Source organism: Streptomyces sp. DSM 40868 (genome assembly GCF_011820545.1).
Classification (GTDB): Bacteria; Actinomycetota; Actinomycetes; order Streptomycetales; family Streptomycetaceae; genus Streptomyces; species Streptomyces eurythermus.
In genome coordinates this window covers 8,447,532-8,463,929 of record NZ_CP050504.1, presented here as the reverse complement: position 1 = coordinate 8,463,929, position 16,398 = coordinate 8,447,532, and the positions used below count along the sequence as shown (strand labels likewise).

Sequence of the window (16,398 nt, the reverse complement as noted above, 5' to 3'; positions counted from 1 at the left end):
TCCGCAGCGACAAGCCGGCCTGTCAGCGGCACGGCATCACCGTCCAGGGCTCGCACCACCAGGGTGCTGTCGAGCAGGAAGCCGTGACCAGCCCCTCGGGTGGCCGTAGAAGCTGTACTCCCGAGTGCCATCCGGCACCGGTACCGGCCTCGGCGGGCACCCGACGACCGGGTGAAGCAGACGACGACGCCGAGTCAAGAAGACCGTCAGCGCAGCGGGTAACTTTCGGCGTGTTCGCCACTCAGCTCGGGACACCGGCCGCCGAGGGAGGTTGAACCGCTCGGCAGGCCGGGCAGATGACCTGGGCCTCGCGGCCGTATCGGCAGGTGAGCCCTTGGCAGCGTGGGCAGTATCCGACCTCGTCGGGTGAGCAGCCCAGCAGGCGCGCGGCGGCGGTCCGGTCCACCGCCGGGTCGATACGCCCAAGAACACTGTCCATGTGTACGAATATATCCGGCCATAGGTCTCATGGCACCCAACCAGTGATCCATCACGCCAGATCGATACCGAGGTCGGTATCGGGGCGGCAGAAGGTACAGGCGGTGACGCTGGGGTCGGTGAGCGCGGCGCGGGCTTCATCTGCCCTGATCCGGTGTGGCGCGCCCTCGATCATGGAGCAGTCCGAGAGGTGGATCAGCGCAGGCTCCGGGCCCGTCGGGGTGCGTTTTTGCTGTACGACGAAGCCGGTGCCGACATGCGTCGACGCAAGGGCGGGCAGGGGACCTGCACCCTTCACCGGGCGGGCGGGCCGCTGATGCCGGGGGGACGGCTGCTCGGCGCGGGCCAGGGCCTGCCGCACGGCATCGCGCTGGAGGCGTAGGTAGTGGCCGACCGTGTCGTTCTCTGCGACCTGCCGTTCCAGGTGCGCGAGGATCGCCCGAAGGCGGAGCGGGTCAGGAGGCAGCTCGGTCATGGCGTGCACCGTGCAGCGCTGCCCAGGCCCCCTGCCTCCGGCTCTGCCAGTACGGATGGAACATCGGCTGCGTCGACAGGCGGAGAAGCCGACGGCGCAGCGCGGCGCACGGTCGGTCGGCGAGCTGACGGTAGGCGGTATGCCACTCCTCTTGCGCGCGGGCGAGGTCGTTCGGGATCGTGCTCATGGCCGGATTCAATCACTTGTTCGATTTCTGTGCATCCCGGCTGACCGTGACCGGCATAGGTGTCTGGGGTCTCGCGCGGCGGGGGCCGAGCGTCCCGAGCGCCTTCTGCCCGGGGCGCGCCCTGTTTCCCGGGCCGGGACGGATGGCCGCCCCCCCCTTTCGGGTCTGCTGACGGCATTACCGCCCGTAGGACCTGTACGCCTGGCTACGCTCGGCGGCCATGACGACGAGCGGTGCACAGGTCCAGGTCGGTGCGGTGCAGGCGGCGTGGGACCAGGTGAGCATCCTGCGCTCGCCAGACCAGCCGAGCGCCTGGCCGGCCCTGTCCGAGCGCATCGCGGCGGCCACGGCCCTCTACGGTGCCGGGGAGCTTTCCCGGGGGACGGTATGGCTGATCGGCGGTGCGCTGCGCCTGGTGGGCGGCGGGCGCCTGGGCGGGGAGGGCTTCGCCGAGCGGTTCACCCAGACGCTGATGGACAAGGTCGGCCAGTGGGGCGATGTCGTGGAGCCGTCCGACCTGCCGATCGTGCGCCAGGTCGTGACCGCGGTCTTCGACGGGCATGATCCGGTGGCCTGGCGGGACCAGGCCGGGCCGGTCCCTGACAGCGAACCGCGTGCGATGGGATGTGCCCTGGCGCTGATCGCCGACTTCGTGGACCAGGTCGACGGGCCGGAAGCATGTGAGCGCGGGCTGCTGTCCATGCTCAGCCGCGCCATCGACTGACCAGCTGCTGCGGCGGGACGGAATCTATCCCCGAGCCGGGAAGACTGCACAAGACCGCGCCCCCGGGCCGCGAGGGCGGATCCCGGGGGCGTGGCTGTGCTTGATTCAGTGGTCGGCGGTGTCCTGCGGCCGGGCAGGGCGGCGGATCAGCGAGTTCGGTTCGTTGCCGGTCTCGGGAGCGGCGTAGCGACCGGGGCGGGCAACCTGTTCGGCGCTGGCGTTGTGGCCGCCGCGATCTTGACCGCATAGCGGCTGCGGTGCGGGATGTCTTTCATTGTGCGTTCGACCGGCTCGGCGGAGAGCAGGGAGGTGGTGAAGGCCGTGACCACGTCGGTGGGGGTCAACCGGGTGAACTGCGCGGTCCAGTGAGGGTTCTCCCAGTGGCCTCCCCAGGCTTTCCAGACCGGGTCGGGGGATTCCGGTGGCGAGGAGGGGGCGTAGCTGTGCTCAAGGCCGCACGCATCGTCAGGGGCGGTGAAAAACTGGGTGCCCCCGGTGTCGACAACGTGGGACCAGCCGCGGGCGAGAAGCGGTGCGTAGGCGCCGTACTGCGTTAGGGAGTAACGGAACAAGGCATTTGAGAAGCTGTCGCGGCCTTCGCGGTAGAGATCGAGCAGAGCTGCGTGGGCGTCGTGCACCAACTCGACCGGGGTGCTGGAGTCGAAGGTGATCTGCCAGGTGGCCGGACCGAACGGATCTTTGTGGGCTGCGGTGATCCACTGAGCGCGACCGGGACTGCCAGGGGCGGTGACGTATCCCGCGCGGAGCCGCAGACAGGGGCTGCTCGCCACGGCCGTCCCTTCTTCGGGCTGGTGCAGGGTCCAGTCCTCGTCAAAGGGGAAAGGCCAGGCAGTGCGGAGGTCGGGCGGCCCGGAGCCGGCCAGGTAGCGGGGCAGCACGCAGACCGTCGCGTCGGGTCCGAGGGTTTCGAAGAGGTTGGGCATGAAGGGGAAGGTGTCCTTGTCGGGCTGGTGTTCGTCGTGATCAGCGGTCGCGGCGTACGCCGTGGGCGGTCGGCGGAACCGGTGCCACTCGCGCGATGAGGCCGGCCGTAGGGTCCTGCGTGCACGCCGAACGGGTCTCCTGGCCGGGTTATCGGCGTGTTCCGGTGGTGGGCCGACTGGTGGTGCTCCAGCGCGGGACGCTGGCTGCGGGCCGCGTGGCCGGGCGCCGGATCGCGGCACGCTGGACGTCGAGCGGGCTGGGAGCCGGTGGGCGGATGGGCGTCAGCTGAGCCTTGCCTTCGACATAGCTGAAGGTCTCCTCGCGCCAGCGGGGCAGGGGTGCTGGATCGGAGATGCACTCGGTGACCGCTTTGAGGAGCACGGTCGGGGTGTTGGTGCTGGCGGTGGCGTACCAGTAGGGGAGGTCGGGTGGGCCGGCCCACAGTTCCCAGCGGGCCTTACGGGTGGTCAGCTCGGCTTCCGGGTCCAGGTCGCCGGTGGCGTACTGGAGGGTGGCCAGTTCGTCGGGTGACTGGACAGCGAAGGCGTCCCAGTGGGGATGGTCGAGGCGCCAGCCGTGTGCGAGCAGTGGTGTGATCACCGGGAGGGGGTCGGGGACCCTGTCCGTGGTGTCGGGGCCGGTCAGGTAGTTCATGGGTCCCTGCCGGTACGCCTCGGCGAGGGCGGTCGTGAACGCGGTGACGAACTCCGTCGGGCAGGACTCGTTGAAACACACACCCCACAGGGGCGGGCCGAAGGGGTCTTCGTAGGCGGTGATGCGCCACATGCCGTCGTCCTCGCTCTCGGGGAGGTAGCCGAGGCGGACGGTGTGATCGGGCGCGGTGAGGTAGGCGTTGCCCAGATCGTCGTGGTGGAGGTTGCAGCCGATTTGGAGCAGGGGGGCCAGGGCGGGACCGCCCGTCCCGGTGGTTGAGGCGAGGTAGCGCGGAAAGACGTGAACGTCCCCGTCGGGGGCGTCGGTATGAGGCGGCATGGGATTCCTGGAGTACGGCGGTCAGCGGGTCCGGCCGGTCGAAGGGGGCAGTGGCGCAGGTGGTCGAGGCGCGGTCGGGGCGTGACTGCGGGTGGTGAGGGTGAGGCGGCGTAGCGCGGTGCGCACGGCCTGTTCCTGTTCTTCGACGGGCCGCTGGTCCAGGAGGACGAGGGCTCGGGCGATGGCGGGGTCGAAGGGCGATCCGATGTCGCCTCCGACGATCTGGGCTGCGGCCTGTGCCTCGGCCAGAGCACCGAATGCCTGCGGGACGCCGAGGAGTTCGTCCGCTTGGTGGCGGGCTCCGTCGAGCGCTTGGATGAGGCGGAAGTCGTCATCCAGGCAGTCGGCTAGGACATCGAGGACCCGGACGGTGGCGCCGTGGAGCCGGGTGCGGAAGTCCGGGTCGGTGAGCCACAACCCGTTGGGTGCCTCCGTCGCCGGGCGACGGGCCGGGGACAGCGCGTCGTGTGATTGCTTCAGCTGCTGTTTCGCCGTCTGGGGGAACCAGAGGGCGGTGTACTGCTCGATCGCCTGACGCAGCTTGGTGGTTGCGGCGCCCTGCCACGGAGGCTCGTCGCGCTCGCTCCAGTCGCGGATGACGGCGTAGCCGTCGTCTCCGGGGTGGCGGTCAAGGGCGTCGTCGCGGCTGCGTAAGGTGCCGTGAGCGGCGAACGTGAGGATCAGGCTGTCCAGCACGCCCTGCTCGGTGTGGAGGATCTGCAGTCGCAGGCCGTCGTATTCCCCGACCCTGATGGTGCGGGCGAAGTCGATCCGTAGCCGTAGCGGCGAGCCGGGTGTGGGGGCGGAGTAGTAGGAGTCACCGATGACGGTGCCGTCGGTGAGCCGGAGCTGCTCGGTGAAGAACTGCTTGGCATACAGGGGCATGGGTGGCTTTCGCGGGGGCGGAAGTGGTTCAGCGCCGCAGCCCCGGGCGGGCCGCCGGGTGTGCTGGGGGCGGTGGCGTGCTGGTGGTCCAGCGACGCGCGCTGCTCGTCGGCAGAACGGTCGGGCGGCGGGCTGCCGCGGCACGCCGGACGTCCAGCGGAGTCGGCACCGCGGGCTTGGGCGGTTCGACGGGGGCGAGCTGAGCCCGCCCGGCCAGGCGCGGGTGCAGGGTCGTCCTGCTGCGGATGACCGGGGTGGGGTCGGCGAGGGCGGCGATCAGGTGCGAGGGGGTGCGCGCGGTAAAGACCGCTTCGGCGCGGGTGGCCCAGCCCGGTGGTCCGGCCCACAGGGTCACCGCCTCGGCGTCGGGGTCTGGGGCGGCGACGTCGATGCTCGCCCCGGCCAGCCCGTCCGGGGCAACGATGTCCACCACGCCGTGGCGTGGAGGGTTTCTCTTCCAGCCGGCATCGAGGAGGGGGCGTATGCCGGTGGTCCAGTACACGGAGGGCTGGTTGAGGAATGTGTTGCTGTCCTCGGCCCACTCGTCGGCGAGGGCGGCGGGTGAGTCCTGCGACGATCTCGGGGGGTGTGGTGTGGTTGATCCGGGCGGTCCAGCGGGGTGGGGAGACGGGGTCTTCGGCCGCGCTGATGACCCAGGTGTCGTAGTCGTCGCCGAACCAGCCGATGCGGATGCGGTGGTCGGGTGAGGCGACGACGAGCTGGCACGGCCCGGTTTCGGGGTAGTGGTGCGGCCAGTGGGCTACCGGGTCGAAGCTGGGGTCGGCGTGGCCGGGCAGTCCGGCAAGGTAGCGCGGGGAAACGTACACGTCGCCGCTGGCCGAGAGGGCGTTGTCGGGAGGCAATGAGGTCCTGGAGGGTGGGACTCGCCGGTGGCGTTCAGCCGGCCGCGGGCGTCAGGGCGGCTCCGAGATCGGCCGGATTGCCGGTGTAGTGCAGGGTGCGCAGACCCGCTTCTTCGGCGGCGCGGCAGTTGTCGGCGCGGTCGTCCACGAACAGCACGCGCTGGGGATCGTCGGCGCCGGTGGCCTTCAGGGCGTGTTCGTAGGCGGCCGGGTCGGGCTTGCACACCTGCAGCCGGGCGGAATACAGGGACTGGTGCATCATCCGGCGCCAGGGGTGGGTATCGAGCACGTCGCTGAGGTAGGCGGGGGCGTTGGACAGCAGCACCATCGGCAGCCCCGCCCGATGGGCGCGGCGCAGGACGGCCAGGACCCGTTCGTCGGTGCCGGTCCACATGTCGGTGTCGGCGGTGCGGAGTTCGTGCAGCAGGCGGGGGCCGGGGTGGAAGCCGAGGACCCGGGCCCAGTACGCCAGGTCGCTGAGCTGGCCGGCGTCGTAGGGTTCGCGGGCGCTCCAAAAGGCGTGCTGGAAGCCGGTCAGGTCGTGGTCGGGCCAGGCGGCGGTGCGGGCGAGGCGGAGCCACTGATCGTTTGTGGGCTGCAGGCCGATGACGCCGTTGTAGTCGAGGATGACGGCGTCCAGGGTGGTGCGGGTCAAGGGGCGGTGTTCTCCAGGGCGCGGTGGGCGAGGACGGCGAGGGCGGCTGCGAGGAGGGCGGGCAGCAGCAGGGTCGTGGGGAGGGTGGTGGCGGTGGCGAGGGCGCCGATGAGGGCGGGGCCGGCCAGCAGGCCGAGGTAGCCGGTCACCGAGACGGTGGCCACGGCCTTCGGCCCACCGGTCCCGGCGGCGGTGATCAGACTGGGGACGGTGGTGGACAGGCCGAGGCCGAAGACCGTCCAGCCGGCCAGGGCGGCGGGCACATTGCCCGCCAGGACGCCGGTGGTCAGGCCGGCTGCGGCGAGGAGTGCTCCGGCGCGGACCACGGTCGGGGTGCCGAAGGCGGTGGTGAGGCGGTCGCCGGTCAGCCGGCCCAGGGTCATGCCCGCGCTGTAGAGGGCGAACGCGCTCGCCGCGGCGGCCGTGGTGCCGCCCAGGGTGTGGACGTGCACGGCCGCCCAGTCGGCTGCCGCCCCTTCTCCCAGCAGGCTGGATGCCGCCAGCGCCCCCAGCAGCCACAGCCTGCGGCGCGGCAGCACCGCTGCCGCGCCGCCGCTGGGCGTGGGCGGCTGGTCGGCGCCGTGCAGGGCGAGGGTGCGCGGTCTGGCCGCGAGCACGGCGGCCGTCAGCGCCAGCCCGGTGGCCAGGAACAGGACACTGTGGCTGGTCGCGGCGGTGGCGGCGGCCAGGGCGGCGGCGCCGAGCGCGCCGAGGGAGTAGGCGGCGTGCAGGGAGGACATGATGGGCCGGCCATAGGCGTTTTGGCAGCGCACCGCCGCGGAGTTGGCGGCGACGTCCACGACACCGTGCGCGGCCCCGAAGGCGAGCGCCGCCGCGAGCAGCGAGGCCAGGGTGCGGCACTGGCCCAGCACAGCGAGTGCGCCAGCGAGGCCGACGGCTCCTCCCGTCAGGAGGTGGGGTAGCCGTTCGGGGCGGGCGAGGCGGCCACCGGTTCGCAGGCCGGCGACCATGCCGAGGGCGGCGGCGAGCAGGACCAGCGACAGCTGGGCGGTGCTGAGGTGGGCGGCGTGCTGGACGGCGGGCATCCGGGCGCCCCAGATGGCCATCACGACGCCCAGGCCGAGGAAGTAGCCGGTCAGCAGCATCCGGCTGCAGCGGGCAGCGGCAGTGGGACGGCTCACGCGGCGCAACCGCCGCTGACAGACGCGCGGCCCGTAAGGGGTGTGATGTCGATGTGGAGGCGGCGGGCGGCCTGGTCGGCGCGTTCTCGTGCGAGGTCGGCGGTGGGGGCGGTGGTGATCAGGTAGCCGATGCGGGCGGTGAACATGGTGCCGCCGTCGGCCGGGAGGAGGAGCTGGTCTCCGGCCTGATGCTGGAAGTGGAGGCGGTCCAGCCAGCGGGGGCAGATGCCGTCGAGGTAGGCGCGGCGCAGGGTGCCGGAGACGGGCGGGTAGATCAGCTGGATCGCGGCGGCCGAGGAGCGGGTGGGGGTGAGATCGGGTGCCCGGCCGCAGGCGATGTCGGCGGCGGCGCGCGGCAGATCGATGCCGGTCGCCAGGTCCACGAGGTGGCCGATCATGTCGCCGGCGATCCTCCCGTTGACCTCGACCAACCTCGGCCGGCCGTCGACCAAACGCATCTCGACGTGGCTGACGCCGTCGGTGATGCCCAGGGCGCGGATCGCGGCGCGTGCCGCGGGGGCGACCACATCGAGCAGCGGGTCGGCGGCGTCTACCGAGTGGGCCAGTTCCTCGAAGTACGGCGGTTCGCTGACCGTCTTGCGGGTCACCGCGACCACGGTGGTCTCGCCCCGGTAGGTAACGCACTCCACCGACACCTCGGGCCCGTCGAGATACTCCTCGACCAGCACGCTCTGGCTCTCCTGCCCCAGACCGGCAGCCTTGCCGGCGAACGCATAGGCGGCGGTGAGCTGTTCGGGAGTGTCGGCGCGGATCACGCCGATGCTGGCCGCGTGCGCGGCCGGCTTCAGCACGACCGGGTAGCCGATCCGCTCGGCCGCCGCCTCGGCCTCGGCCCTGGTACGCACACTCACCGAGGCGGCCGAGGGGACTTGGTGCCGGGCGAACAGCGCACGCGAGGTGGCCTTGTTGCGGCACGCCTGCATGGTTTCCGGGGAGTTGGTGGGCAGACCGAGTTGGCGCGCGAGGCGGGCGACGGCCACGAGGTACCACTCGGTCCAGGTGAACACGCCCGCCAGGTCGTAGCGCTCGGCCAGCGTCTTTCCGGCGGCCGACAGTTGTACCGGGTCGGCCGGGTCGGGCACCACCATGCAGTCGCGGAGGTAGGGCACCTCCCACGACGGCTCCTGGCCTGTGATCAGGATGACGTCGTAGACGGCGGCCACGGACTGCAGGCAGTACCCGCGGTACGCCTCGGCTTCCATGTCGGCGGCGGCGACGACCAGGACGACAGGACGGGACACGAAAAGGAACTCCTCAAATTCAGACGAGACGACGAAGGGGAAGCGTGGGCGGCTTACGGGGTGCGCCGGCGGCGGACCTCGATCACGGACGCCCACTGCGGATGGGCGGCGAGCAGTCTGCGCGCGCACAGGGCGGTGTAGTTGTTGTTCAGCCCCTTCACTCCGACTGGGCGGCTCCAGCGCAGGGCTTCGAGCAGGGCCTTCATTCCGACCCGCTCGGCTCCGGCGGCCAGGCGTTCCTCGACCAGCCGTTCCAGGGCGCGGTAGATCCACGGGTGTTCGGCGTCGAAGGCGCGGAACTGCTCGCTGATCGTGGGTGTGTCGTCCCGGCGCGGGGTGGTGAGGCCGGGCAGTTCGTCCTGCACGGTGGGCATGCGGCGCGTCGTTCCTTTCGGGGGCCAGGGGTTCAGGCCGGTGTGGTGCGCAGGGTGCGCAGCCGGGTGAAGGCGGCGGCCAGGCCGAGGGCCTGCAGGAGCGCGGTGGCGGTGACGGCGTGCCCGATCTGGCCGGGCGGGAGGGCCGCGATCAGCAGTCCGGCTGCGGGGAAGGGCAGCAGGAGCAGCAGGATGGTCAGGCTCAGGGTGCTGGCGAAGACCTCGGGCGGGATGAGGTGGGAGCGCAGGGTGCGCAGGACGACGGTGAGGCCGCCTTCGCCGGCCATCAGCAGGGCGACCAGGACGAGGTAGCCGTGGTAGGTGTCGGCCTGGGCGACGGCGAGGGTGGCGGTTGCGGCGATGGCGGCGGCGGTGGCGCCGACGGGCCACAGTCCCCACCGGTCGATCGCCCGGCGCGCGGCGGTGATCGCGAGGAGGGAGGTGAGGGCGGCGGCGGACCAGATCAGTCCCGCATCGGCGCTGGAGCGGCCCAGCTCGGTGACGACGATCACCGGCATCGCCGCCTGGAGCAGGGCGATGGCCGAGTTCGACAGGAGCAGGCCGCCCACCAGCCAGGCCAGGGCGGGCAGGGCGCGCAGGGTGCCCCAGCCGGCCCGGACACCGCTCGCGTTCTGCCGATCGCCGCTGGGCGTGTGCTGCCGGTGCGGGAGCAGGGCGGCGGCCAGCAGGGACAGGGCGGCGAGTGTGCTGAGCATGAGTGTCGGTCCGCCGTACTCCAGCAGCAGGCCGGACACCAGGGGGCCGGCCAGCGTGGCGGTCTGGTCGATGCCCAGCAGCACCGACTGCACCCGGTGCGCCCGCGCTCCGGCGGTGCGGCTGGCCTCGCCGCCCGCGGTCTCGGCGGCGATGTAGCTGCACTCGGTGAGGAAGCCGCTCACTGGGGCGAGCACCATCACCACCGCCGCCGCCGCCGGCACCCCAAATGCGGGAACCGCGAGCAGGAGCGCGGCCAGCAGCACGGCCAGTGCCCGGCCGACGCACGCGGTACGGAAGACGCGGGTGATGCCGTGGCGGTCGACCAGGGAGCCGGCCACCGTGAACGCCACCAGGCGTGGCAGCCACTCCAGGGCGAAAGCGAGTCCGGTCAGTGCGGCCGACCCTGTGGTCGCGACGACGATGAGCGGGATGCCGTATGTGGTCATCGCGAACGCGGCCCCGTCGACCGATCGGGGCAGGTAGACACTGCGGAACAGGGAGGAGCGGCGGTCGTGCCGGGTTCTGGCGGCCCTCACGCGGCCAGCACGGGCTCGGCGCCCTGGGTCAGCTGGGGGTTCTCCTGGAGCCACTGCTGGAGCAGGGCACGCGTTCCGTCGAGATCCTCGGCCGCCGGCCGCGAGCCCCGTTCGGTCTGCTCGGTGGTGAGGACGGGCATGGCGAGCAGGGTGAGGGTGTGCTGGACGCGGGTGGTGAAGTCGCACACCGGTGCCGGAAGGTGGTGGCGGCGTGCGACGCGGGCGAGCGCGTCGTAGATGTCGGTCAGGCCCGAGCCGGACGGGGTCAGGCTCAGGCCCACACCGGGCTCGTGGCGGACCAGTCCCAGGGCGCGAGCCTGTCGGACGGTGTAGTGCAGATGGTGGTCGGGCAGGGTGCGGGTCAGGCTGCGCGGGGGGATGGGGCCGTTGTCGTCGATCTCGGTGACCAAGCGGATCAGGCCGGGCCTGGACAGCACCGTGCAGGCGTGGCGGAGGCCGGTGGTGTGGGAGAGGGGGGTCATCGGCGCGGGCCTCCGGTGGGCAGGGCCGCCAGCGGGCGGGACGGGGTGGCGTGGGAGAAGAGATCGGTGCGCTGCCAGACCGGCGTCTGGCCGGTCCTGGCCGGTGCGGGCGTGGTCGTCGGCGCCTGCGCTCGCGGCGGGCGGCTGAGCCACATCCGCTGTCCCGGCGCGGTCTGGGCGCTGCCCCAGACCGGGTGCTGTCCGGCCTGGGCCAGGGGCTGGCCGGCGGACCATGCCGACAAAGCGCTCAGTACCGGTGCGAGACCTTCCCCGGTGGGAGACAGGCGGTAGGGCTGCCCGTTGCCGTCGGTGGCGACGAGTCCGTCGTCCACCAGCTGCCGCAGCGGCGGGTAGACGTTGGTCCAGTAGCTGCCGGGAATGACCTCCTGGGCCAGAGCCGGTCCGCTGACCTCGCCCCGGATCTTGAGCACCCACAAGATCGCGGCGGCGTGCCGCCGGGTCAGCAGGGTGAGACTGTCCTCGATCTGCTCGATCGCGGACAGCGGCTGCTCGGGCTTTTCCAGGCACTGCTCGGCCCAGGTGACGATCAGCGGCAGAACCGGCAGCAGCGCGGTGGCACGGTCGGTCGCGCCGTAGGTGACGTGCCGCGGGTTGTGCTCCGTGCGCTCAACGAGACCGGTATCGCACAGCTGCTTGAGCTTGGGGGCCAACTGGCCGTCGCGGAGCCACGGCACCTTCGCGGCGAGTTCTCTGTAGCGCAGCGGCTGCCCGTGCAAGGCGAGCAGGAGCCGTACGTTCCAGCGCGGCGTGATCATGGCGAGGGCCTCGGTGACCCGGGCGACGTCGGCGTCGGTGTCGGGAGGCAGACCGGTGAGGGCCAAGGAAGGAACTCCTGTTCGTGACGGATACGCGTGCGGGTCAGCGGCTGGGTGCGCTGGTCGTGGTCGCGGCGGGCGGGGCCGGGGGCACCGTGGTGGTGGGTGGGGCCGGGGACGGCTCGGGCGACTCCGCCTGCTCGGCCCGCTCGGCCGGTTCGGGGGGCTCGATGCGGACCAGGCTTTGCAGCACTGCCGACGCCGTGACCGCCTGGGTGTCGCGGACGGCGACCGCTTCGGCGATCCGGCGGGCGCAGTCGAGTACGTGCACCACCTCGTGGGCGCTGATGTCCCGCTCGGGGTGGATGAGTTGGGCGAGGCGTTCGCGGTGGACGGTGATGCTGTGCTCGGCGAGAGCGAGTGTGCTGTGCAGGCCGAGGAGGGCGGTGAGGATGTCGGGCGGTTGGACCTGGGCATGTGCTTCGAGGTCGGCGAGCGGTGCGCCGTAGAGGTCCTCGATCCGTCCTGCTATCTCGGTGGACGTCGGGTGGGTCAAGCCGGGGCTTTCACAGTCGGCGGGCCCGGGTCGCCCCGGCACTCGTTCGTGCCGGGGCGACCGCGGCCGTGGACGGGGCGGAGGAAAGGGCTGGTTGCGCGGTGCGCGTGGTCCGGGTGTGCTGCCCGGGTGCGGGCATGGCGCGCAGGAGCTGATCGAGCGCGGTGCGGTAGCCGGCGCGGGCTTCGAGTGCCGCCTGCAGCCACTGCTGGTCCCAGCGCAGGGCCTCGGCGGACAACTCGTCCATGTCCCGGTCGGGGGCCATCGCGGCGTGGACGCGGTCGCGGACCCGGGCGACCTGCTCCTCGGCCACGGCCAGGAAGGAGCGCAGCTCCAGTGCCCGCGCCAGCGCCGGGGAGGCGTTGGGGAGTACCGCGGCTGTGTGCAGGTCGCCGACCGGGGCGCCGAACACCTCGTGCAGGCGGTCGTCCGCGGAGCTGGGCCGGTGCTGGGCACTCATCGCGCAAGGGTCCTTCCCGGCTGCGGCGCGCTCGCCGGCCGCGGCGCCGGGCTGGTCGGTACGGCCGGGCCCTGGCGCTGGCCGAAGCGGGCCAGCATCCGGGCGGCCAAGCCGTGCTTACCCACGGCGTTAGGGTCGAGCAGCCACCGCACGACCATGGCCCGCCCGTCACGGACGGCGACGGCCCTATTGACGCGATGGGCCAGCTCCATCGTCGGGTCGTCCACCTCGCTGGGCTGGCTCTCCAGCGCGGCCACGAGAGCGTCCTCCGCACGATCGAGCGTCGCCTGGGACTCCAGCAGCATGCCGTGCCACTTGACGATGTCGGTGGCGTCGGAATTCGCGGCCGGCGAGGCGGTGACGGCGGCCTTCAAGTGGTCGATGCCCATTCCGAAGCGGGCTTCGATCTGTGCGGTGAGCACGCCCACGACGTCGTCCATCGGATCGGGTGGAGCGGCGGACAAGAAAGACTCCTCTACGGTGGTCCCGAACGGCCGAAGGGTGAGGCGGCAGACCAAGCGGCGGGGGCGCTGAAATCCCGCCGCCGTTGCCGGCGGGGTATTAGTCGAGGCACATCGGGACGTCGCGGTAGACGTAGGCGGCGGACACCCAGCCCTTCACGCCCGTCGTGCGGTCCGTGATGTAACGCCAGTTCCCGCTCGCCTTGTGGACGGTGAACTTGTGCCCGAGGTAGAGAATTCCGACAGCGGTGGACTTGACCGACGCCTTGGAGCGGATAGTCACGGCCTTCGTGCCGACGATCCAGGGCCCCGGGTCGGTGCAGGACTGGGTCAGGGCGTTGACCGGAGCGGCCGTGGCGGTCGTGGCCGACGCGATCGGCAGGGCGAGGGCGCCCAGGAGTGCGGCGGATACGGCAATTCTGGTTGCGCGCATGCGGAAGTAGCCTCCATACGGGGAGAAGAAGGAAAGGGGGTGCCGGCCGGTGTTGTCCCGGCGGCCGTATAAGAGTCCAGAGAATCGCCGGTTTGGCCAACCGGCGATCATCGGGTATGTTTCGCCGCGCCAATCGCAGCCGCGCCTATAGAGCGAACGGCCCGGCAGACGGCGAGCGGCCGATTCCGGCCGCGGAAACCGGCCGGAAGAAGACGGCTTCCGTCCGGTCCGGCGGGCACTCACGGCGGATCAGTTGGACAGCACCACGAATTCGTGACGCGGGCGACCGGTTATCGATTCAGCGCCGTTGTGCGGGAGTGGACGGCCACGCCCCTGGCCGGGGCGCCGGCGGCGAAGCCTGGGACGTCTGGGGACGGCGACTGGATGCCAGCGCGGCGCGGCCGGCGTCGGTCAGGCTGACCGGCTGGCCAGCGTGAACGGGAGGGGTGGTGTCGATGTCCACGAGACCGGCGGCGTGCAACCGCTGCAGGTGGGCGTAAGGGATGCGGGTACCAGAGGCGGTGGTCACCGACAGGCGGCTGGTCAGCAGGTGCTCGTAGAGCTTGGCGCCGCCAGCGATGGCCAGCAGTGCCGCCTGATCGGCGGCAGTGATCTGCTGTTCGCCGGACTGCGGGGCGGATCGGGCAGCGGCTTCAACCGGCTCCAGCGCGGCGAGGACCCGCTGCGCGGCACTGTCGCGGGCGTCGGCGGCCTCCTCCAGCTGGTCCACGGTGCGGTCGATCCGCGCGAACAGGGCGATATCGACCGGGTACTCGCCCGAGGACAGTCGGTGCAGGAGGGTGCGGTAGAACGTCACGCTGGTCTCGGCCGCCGCTAGTTCGCGGTGCCGGTCGACCAGTTCGGCGTGGGTCTCGTCCAGAAGGCCGCGGTCGCGGTGTGCCCACAGGGTGTCGACGTCATGGCCGGTGGCAGCCTCGATACGGGGGTCTAGCTGGGACACGGCGCGCCGGGTGGTCGTGGGCGCCGGCTCGGGAGGCAATAGCGGCTCCTTGTGGTCAGCGGATGTGAAGCGGGTTGGCGCTCTGTGCCAGGCGGGGCAGGCCCGGCATGGCGGACGGCAGCGGAACCCGCCGGGAGACGGGGTGGCGGGCGGCCAGTTGCGGGGAGCGGGAGCGTGCCGCGTGAGTGCGGGCGCTCAGGGGCCGACGGCGCATGCCGAGCCGGCGGCCGACCTCGTCGTAGACGTCGTTGCCCGCCCGGGGCCGGACGGCGACCACGTAGATCTCCCGGGCGTGCGCGGACGTCTGGGGTGCCGGGCGGACGCCGTAGACGACGCGCCAGTCCTTGCGGGCGTCCACGAACAGCTTCCGGTAGCCCTCCAGATCGCCGGTCAGGCGGGTCCCGAAGCGTTCGGCGTTCACCACTTCCTGCAGGTAGGCGAGGGTGAGGTCGCGGATGTCGGAGGGTGCCTGGAGAAGGTCGGTCAGCGCGCGGGGGTCGAAGCTCAGCCCGAAGGCCGGCCGCTGGCCCTGGTTCATGACGCCAGCCCGTACTCACCGGGCCCAGGCACCTGCGCCTCGGACTCCTTCTCCGCGCGGGCCGAGGGGGGCGGTCCGGGAAGGAGGCGGTGGGCAGGGCGCTCGGGGGAGGTCATGCAGGCGGACAGCGGACCGCCGGGAGCGCGGATCGCCGCCATGGCGTGGGTGAGGAAGTCGCGGTGCCACACGAACATGCCGGCCAGACCCGCCTCGGGGTCCTTGTGCTGCTGGTAGGCCAGCCACAGGGCGTGCAGCCAGGCGACGACGTCGCTGTGCTCCTGCCACTGCAGGCACCAGGGCGCCGCGGTGGTGACCTCCGCTCCGTAGACGGGGAGAAGGAAGTCGTCGACCCAGTCCGACAGGGCGTCGAGTTCATCCTCGTACGCCTCGCCTTCCAGCTCCAGGATGGGCCGCGGCTCGGGCATGGCCGGTGCCGGCGGCCCGCCGAAGCCGGGCATGCCGAACGCCGCGAACGGCGAGGCGCCGGAGGGCGGGGTGGAGGCGAGGTGGTCGAGCTGCCGGGCCTGCTCCGCGGTCTGCTCCATCAGGCGGCGGACGCTGGCTTCGATGCCCTCCAGCTGGGTGTCCGGGATACGCACCGGGTCCGGTCCCCCGTCAGCCGGGGGTTCAATCGATTCGGGCATGGGTGAAACGGCCTCCTGAGTGCCAGGGCTAGGGGCAGGCGGAATCAGGTCACGCACCGGCTGAGGGCGTTACCCGTGGGTGTGGCGAGGGGTTGTGGCGTCAGGCGGTGAGGACCATGTCGTCCTGGCCGAGGGTTTGGCGGATGGTTTCCGTGAGCCGGTCGGCGGCGATGGACGCGTAGTGCTTGGTCTTCTCCACGCCGATGAAGTCCCGGCCTTCGAGGAGGGCAGCCACGCCGGTGGAGCCGGAGCCGGCGCAGAAATCGAGGACCGTGCCGCCCGGCGGGCAGATCTTGACCAGCTCGCGCATGACCTCGACCGGCTTTTGCGTGATGTGCTGGCGCTTGGATCCCGACGGCTGGGAGGCGGAGTACATGCCCGGCAGATAGACGGGGTTGCGGGAGGCGTCGATCGCGCCTTTGGACGCCCACACGACGAACTCACAGTTCTGGGTGAAGCGGCCCGCCTGGGGCCTGGCCTGGGGCTTGTGCCAGGCCAGGACACCGCGCCACAGCCAGCCGGCCGCCTGGATCGCGTCCGTGGTGATGGGCAGCTGGCGCCAGTCCGTGAACAGCAGCGCCGTGCCGCCGGACTTGGTGAGACGGTGGGCCTCGGTCATGATCTGCGTCAACCAGAAGCCATAACTCCTCTGGTCCATGTTCTCGCCGGTGAAATCCGGCAGCGTGTGCTTGGCGTCTGCGGAAGTGTACTTCTGCTTCGCGGAGCGGCTGGTGCGCTCCTTCGCCGTGCGCCCGCCGGAGTTGTACGGCGGGTCGGTGATGACCGCGTCGACGCAGTCATCCGGGAGCTGGGAAAGAACGCTCAGGGCGTCGCCCTGATGCAGGGAAAAAGGCAAAGAGAGAACCCCGATTCGGGTGAGCTGGTGGGGAG

22 protein-coding genes and 1 pseudogene are annotated in these 16,398 nt (G+C 71.6%); 1 reads left to right on the top strand and 22 read right to left on the bottom strand.

Features of this window, described 5'->3' with window-relative positions:
- Positions 1 to 490 precede the first annotated feature (490 nt).
- Positions 491 to 913, bottom strand: a complete 423-nt coding sequence (locus HB370_RS38045; protein WP_030792924.1) for a DUF6233 domain-containing protein — start codon at positions 911 to 913, stop codon at positions 491 to 493.
- Complete coding sequence (locus tag HB370_RS38040) at positions 894 to 1,100, bottom strand: hypothetical protein (protein WP_078637788.1); 207 nt, start codon at positions 1,098 to 1,100, stop codon at positions 894 to 896. Before HB370_RS38040 ends, HB370_RS38045 begins: the two co-directional genes overlap by 20 nt.
- Before the next feature lie 220 nt (positions 1,101 to 1,320).
- Here HB370_RS38040 and HB370_RS38035 point away from each other — a divergent pair, with 220 nt between their 5' ends.
- Positions 1,321 to 1,824 (top strand): hypothetical protein, encoded by a 504-nt coding sequence (locus HB370_RS38035; protein ID WP_030792922.1) that lies wholly within the window; start codon positions 1,321 to 1,323, stop codon positions 1,822 to 1,824.
- A gap of 146 nt (positions 1,825 to 1,970) precedes the next feature.
- Here the strand turns inward: HB370_RS38035 and HB370_RS38030 are convergent, their stop codons facing one another.
- From HB370_RS38030 to HB370_RS37940, 20 genes and pseudogenes are all read right to left on the bottom strand, one after another.
- Positions 1,971 to 2,768 carry a DUF317 domain-containing protein gene (locus tag HB370_RS38030; RefSeq protein ID WP_030792920.1) on the bottom strand — a complete coding sequence of 266 codons (798 nt, stop codon included), beginning with the start codon at positions 2,766 to 2,768 and terminating at the stop codon, positions 1,971 to 1,973.
- Between the two features lie 148 nt (positions 2,769 to 2,916).
- Entirely contained in the window at positions 2,917 to 3,762 is an 846-nt protein-coding gene (locus tag HB370_RS38025) for a DUF317 domain-containing protein (RefSeq protein WP_030792918.1), read from the bottom strand.
- Positions 3,763 to 3,783: 21 nt separating this feature from the next.
- Positions 3,784 to 4,647, bottom strand: a complete 864-nt coding sequence (locus tag HB370_RS38020; RefSeq protein ID WP_051816149.1) for a hypothetical protein — start codon at positions 4,645 to 4,647, stop codon at positions 3,784 to 3,786.
- 28 nt (positions 4,648 to 4,675) lie between these two features.
- Positions 4,676 to 5,080, bottom strand: coding sequence for a DUF317 domain-containing protein (locus HB370_RS42765; RefSeq protein ID WP_342450999.1), 405 nt, complete (start codon positions 5,078 to 5,080; stop codon positions 4,676 to 4,678).
- Between the two features lie 187 nt (positions 5,081 to 5,267).
- A pseudogene (locus HB370_RS42760) lies at positions 5,268 to 5,474 on the bottom strand (hypothetical protein); the annotation flags it as partial.
- Positions 5,475 to 5,544: 70 nt separating this feature from the next.
- A complete protein-coding gene (locus tag HB370_RS38010) occupies positions 5,545 to 6,165 on the bottom strand; it encodes an HAD family phosphatase (protein ID WP_030792915.1) in 621 nt (206 codons plus the stop codon).
- Entirely contained in the window at positions 6,162 to 7,271 is a 1,110-nt protein-coding gene (locus HB370_RS38005) for a hypothetical protein (RefSeq protein ID WP_051816148.1), read from the bottom strand. The genes HB370_RS38010 and HB370_RS38005 overlap by 4 nt, the downstream gene beginning before the upstream one ends.
- A 32-nt stretch (positions 7,272 to 7,303) precedes the next feature.
- On the bottom strand, positions 7,304 to 8,530 hold the full coding sequence (locus HB370_RS38000; RefSeq protein ID WP_051816158.1) for an ATP-grasp domain-containing protein: 1,227 nt from the start codon (positions 8,528 to 8,530) through the stop codon (positions 7,304 to 7,306).
- Positions 8,531 to 8,622: 92 nt separating this feature from the next.
- A complete protein-coding gene (locus HB370_RS37995; protein WP_106980796.1) occupies positions 8,623 to 8,943 on the bottom strand; it encodes a hypothetical protein in 321 nt (106 codons plus the stop codon).
- A 32-nt stretch (positions 8,944 to 8,975) separates the two neighbouring features.
- Positions 8,976 to 10,196, bottom strand: a complete 1,221-nt coding sequence (locus tag HB370_RS37990; RefSeq protein WP_030792908.1) for an MFS transporter — start codon at positions 10,194 to 10,196, stop codon at positions 8,976 to 8,978.
- Positions 10,193 to 10,678 (bottom strand): hypothetical protein, encoded by a 486-nt coding sequence (locus HB370_RS37985; protein WP_030792906.1) that lies wholly within the window; start codon positions 10,676 to 10,678, stop codon positions 10,193 to 10,195. Before HB370_RS37985 ends, HB370_RS37990 begins: the two co-directional genes overlap by 4 nt.
- Complete coding sequence (locus tag HB370_RS37980) at positions 10,675 to 11,520, bottom strand: winged helix-turn-helix transcriptional regulator (RefSeq protein ID WP_030792903.1); 846 nt, start codon at positions 11,518 to 11,520, stop codon at positions 10,675 to 10,677. The genes HB370_RS37985 and HB370_RS37980 overlap by 4 nt, the downstream gene beginning before the upstream one ends.
- A 37-nt stretch (positions 11,521 to 11,557) precedes the next feature.
- The gene (locus HB370_RS37975; RefSeq protein ID WP_030792900.1) at positions 11,558 to 12,010 is read right to left on the bottom strand and encodes a hypothetical protein; all 453 of its coding nucleotides are present in this window, start codon (positions 12,008 to 12,010) and stop codon (positions 11,558 to 11,560) included.
- 10 nt (positions 12,011 to 12,020) lie between these two features.
- Positions 12,021 to 12,470, bottom strand: a complete 450-nt coding sequence (locus HB370_RS37970) for a hypothetical protein (protein WP_030792897.1) — start codon at positions 12,468 to 12,470, stop codon at positions 12,021 to 12,023.
- Positions 12,467 to 12,910 (bottom strand): hypothetical protein, encoded by a 444-nt coding sequence (locus HB370_RS37965; RefSeq protein WP_030792894.1) that lies wholly within the window; start codon positions 12,908 to 12,910, stop codon positions 12,467 to 12,469. Before HB370_RS37965 ends, HB370_RS37970 begins: the two co-directional genes overlap by 4 nt.
- A 121-nt stretch (positions 12,911 to 13,031) precedes the next feature.
- On the bottom strand, positions 13,032 to 13,364 hold the full coding sequence (locus tag HB370_RS37960; protein WP_030792892.1) for an SH3 domain-containing protein: 333 nt from the start codon (positions 13,362 to 13,364) through the stop codon (positions 13,032 to 13,034).
- A gap of 298 nt (positions 13,365 to 13,662) precedes the next feature.
- Positions 13,663 to 14,364 carry a hypothetical protein gene (locus HB370_RS37955; RefSeq protein ID WP_030792890.1) on the bottom strand — a complete coding sequence of 234 codons (702 nt, stop codon included), beginning with the start codon at positions 14,362 to 14,364 and terminating at the stop codon, positions 13,663 to 13,665.
- A gap of 16 nt (positions 14,365 to 14,380) precedes the next feature.
- Positions 14,381 to 14,863: a hypothetical protein gene (locus tag HB370_RS37950; protein ID WP_030792887.1), complete on the bottom strand. Its 483-nt coding sequence runs from the start codon at positions 14,861 to 14,863 to the stop codon at positions 14,381 to 14,383.
- Positions 14,860 to 15,408 (bottom strand): DUF4913 domain-containing protein, encoded by a 549-nt coding sequence (locus HB370_RS37945; protein WP_051816157.1) that lies wholly within the window; start codon positions 15,406 to 15,408, stop codon positions 14,860 to 14,862. Before HB370_RS37945 ends, HB370_RS37950 begins: the two co-directional genes overlap by 4 nt.
- Before the next feature lie 199 nt (positions 15,409 to 15,607).
- A complete protein-coding gene (locus HB370_RS37940) occupies positions 15,608 to 16,363 on the bottom strand; it encodes a site-specific DNA-methyltransferase (protein ID WP_030792881.1) in 756 nt (251 codons plus the stop codon).
- Between the last annotated feature and the right edge of the window lie 35 nt (positions 16,364 to 16,398).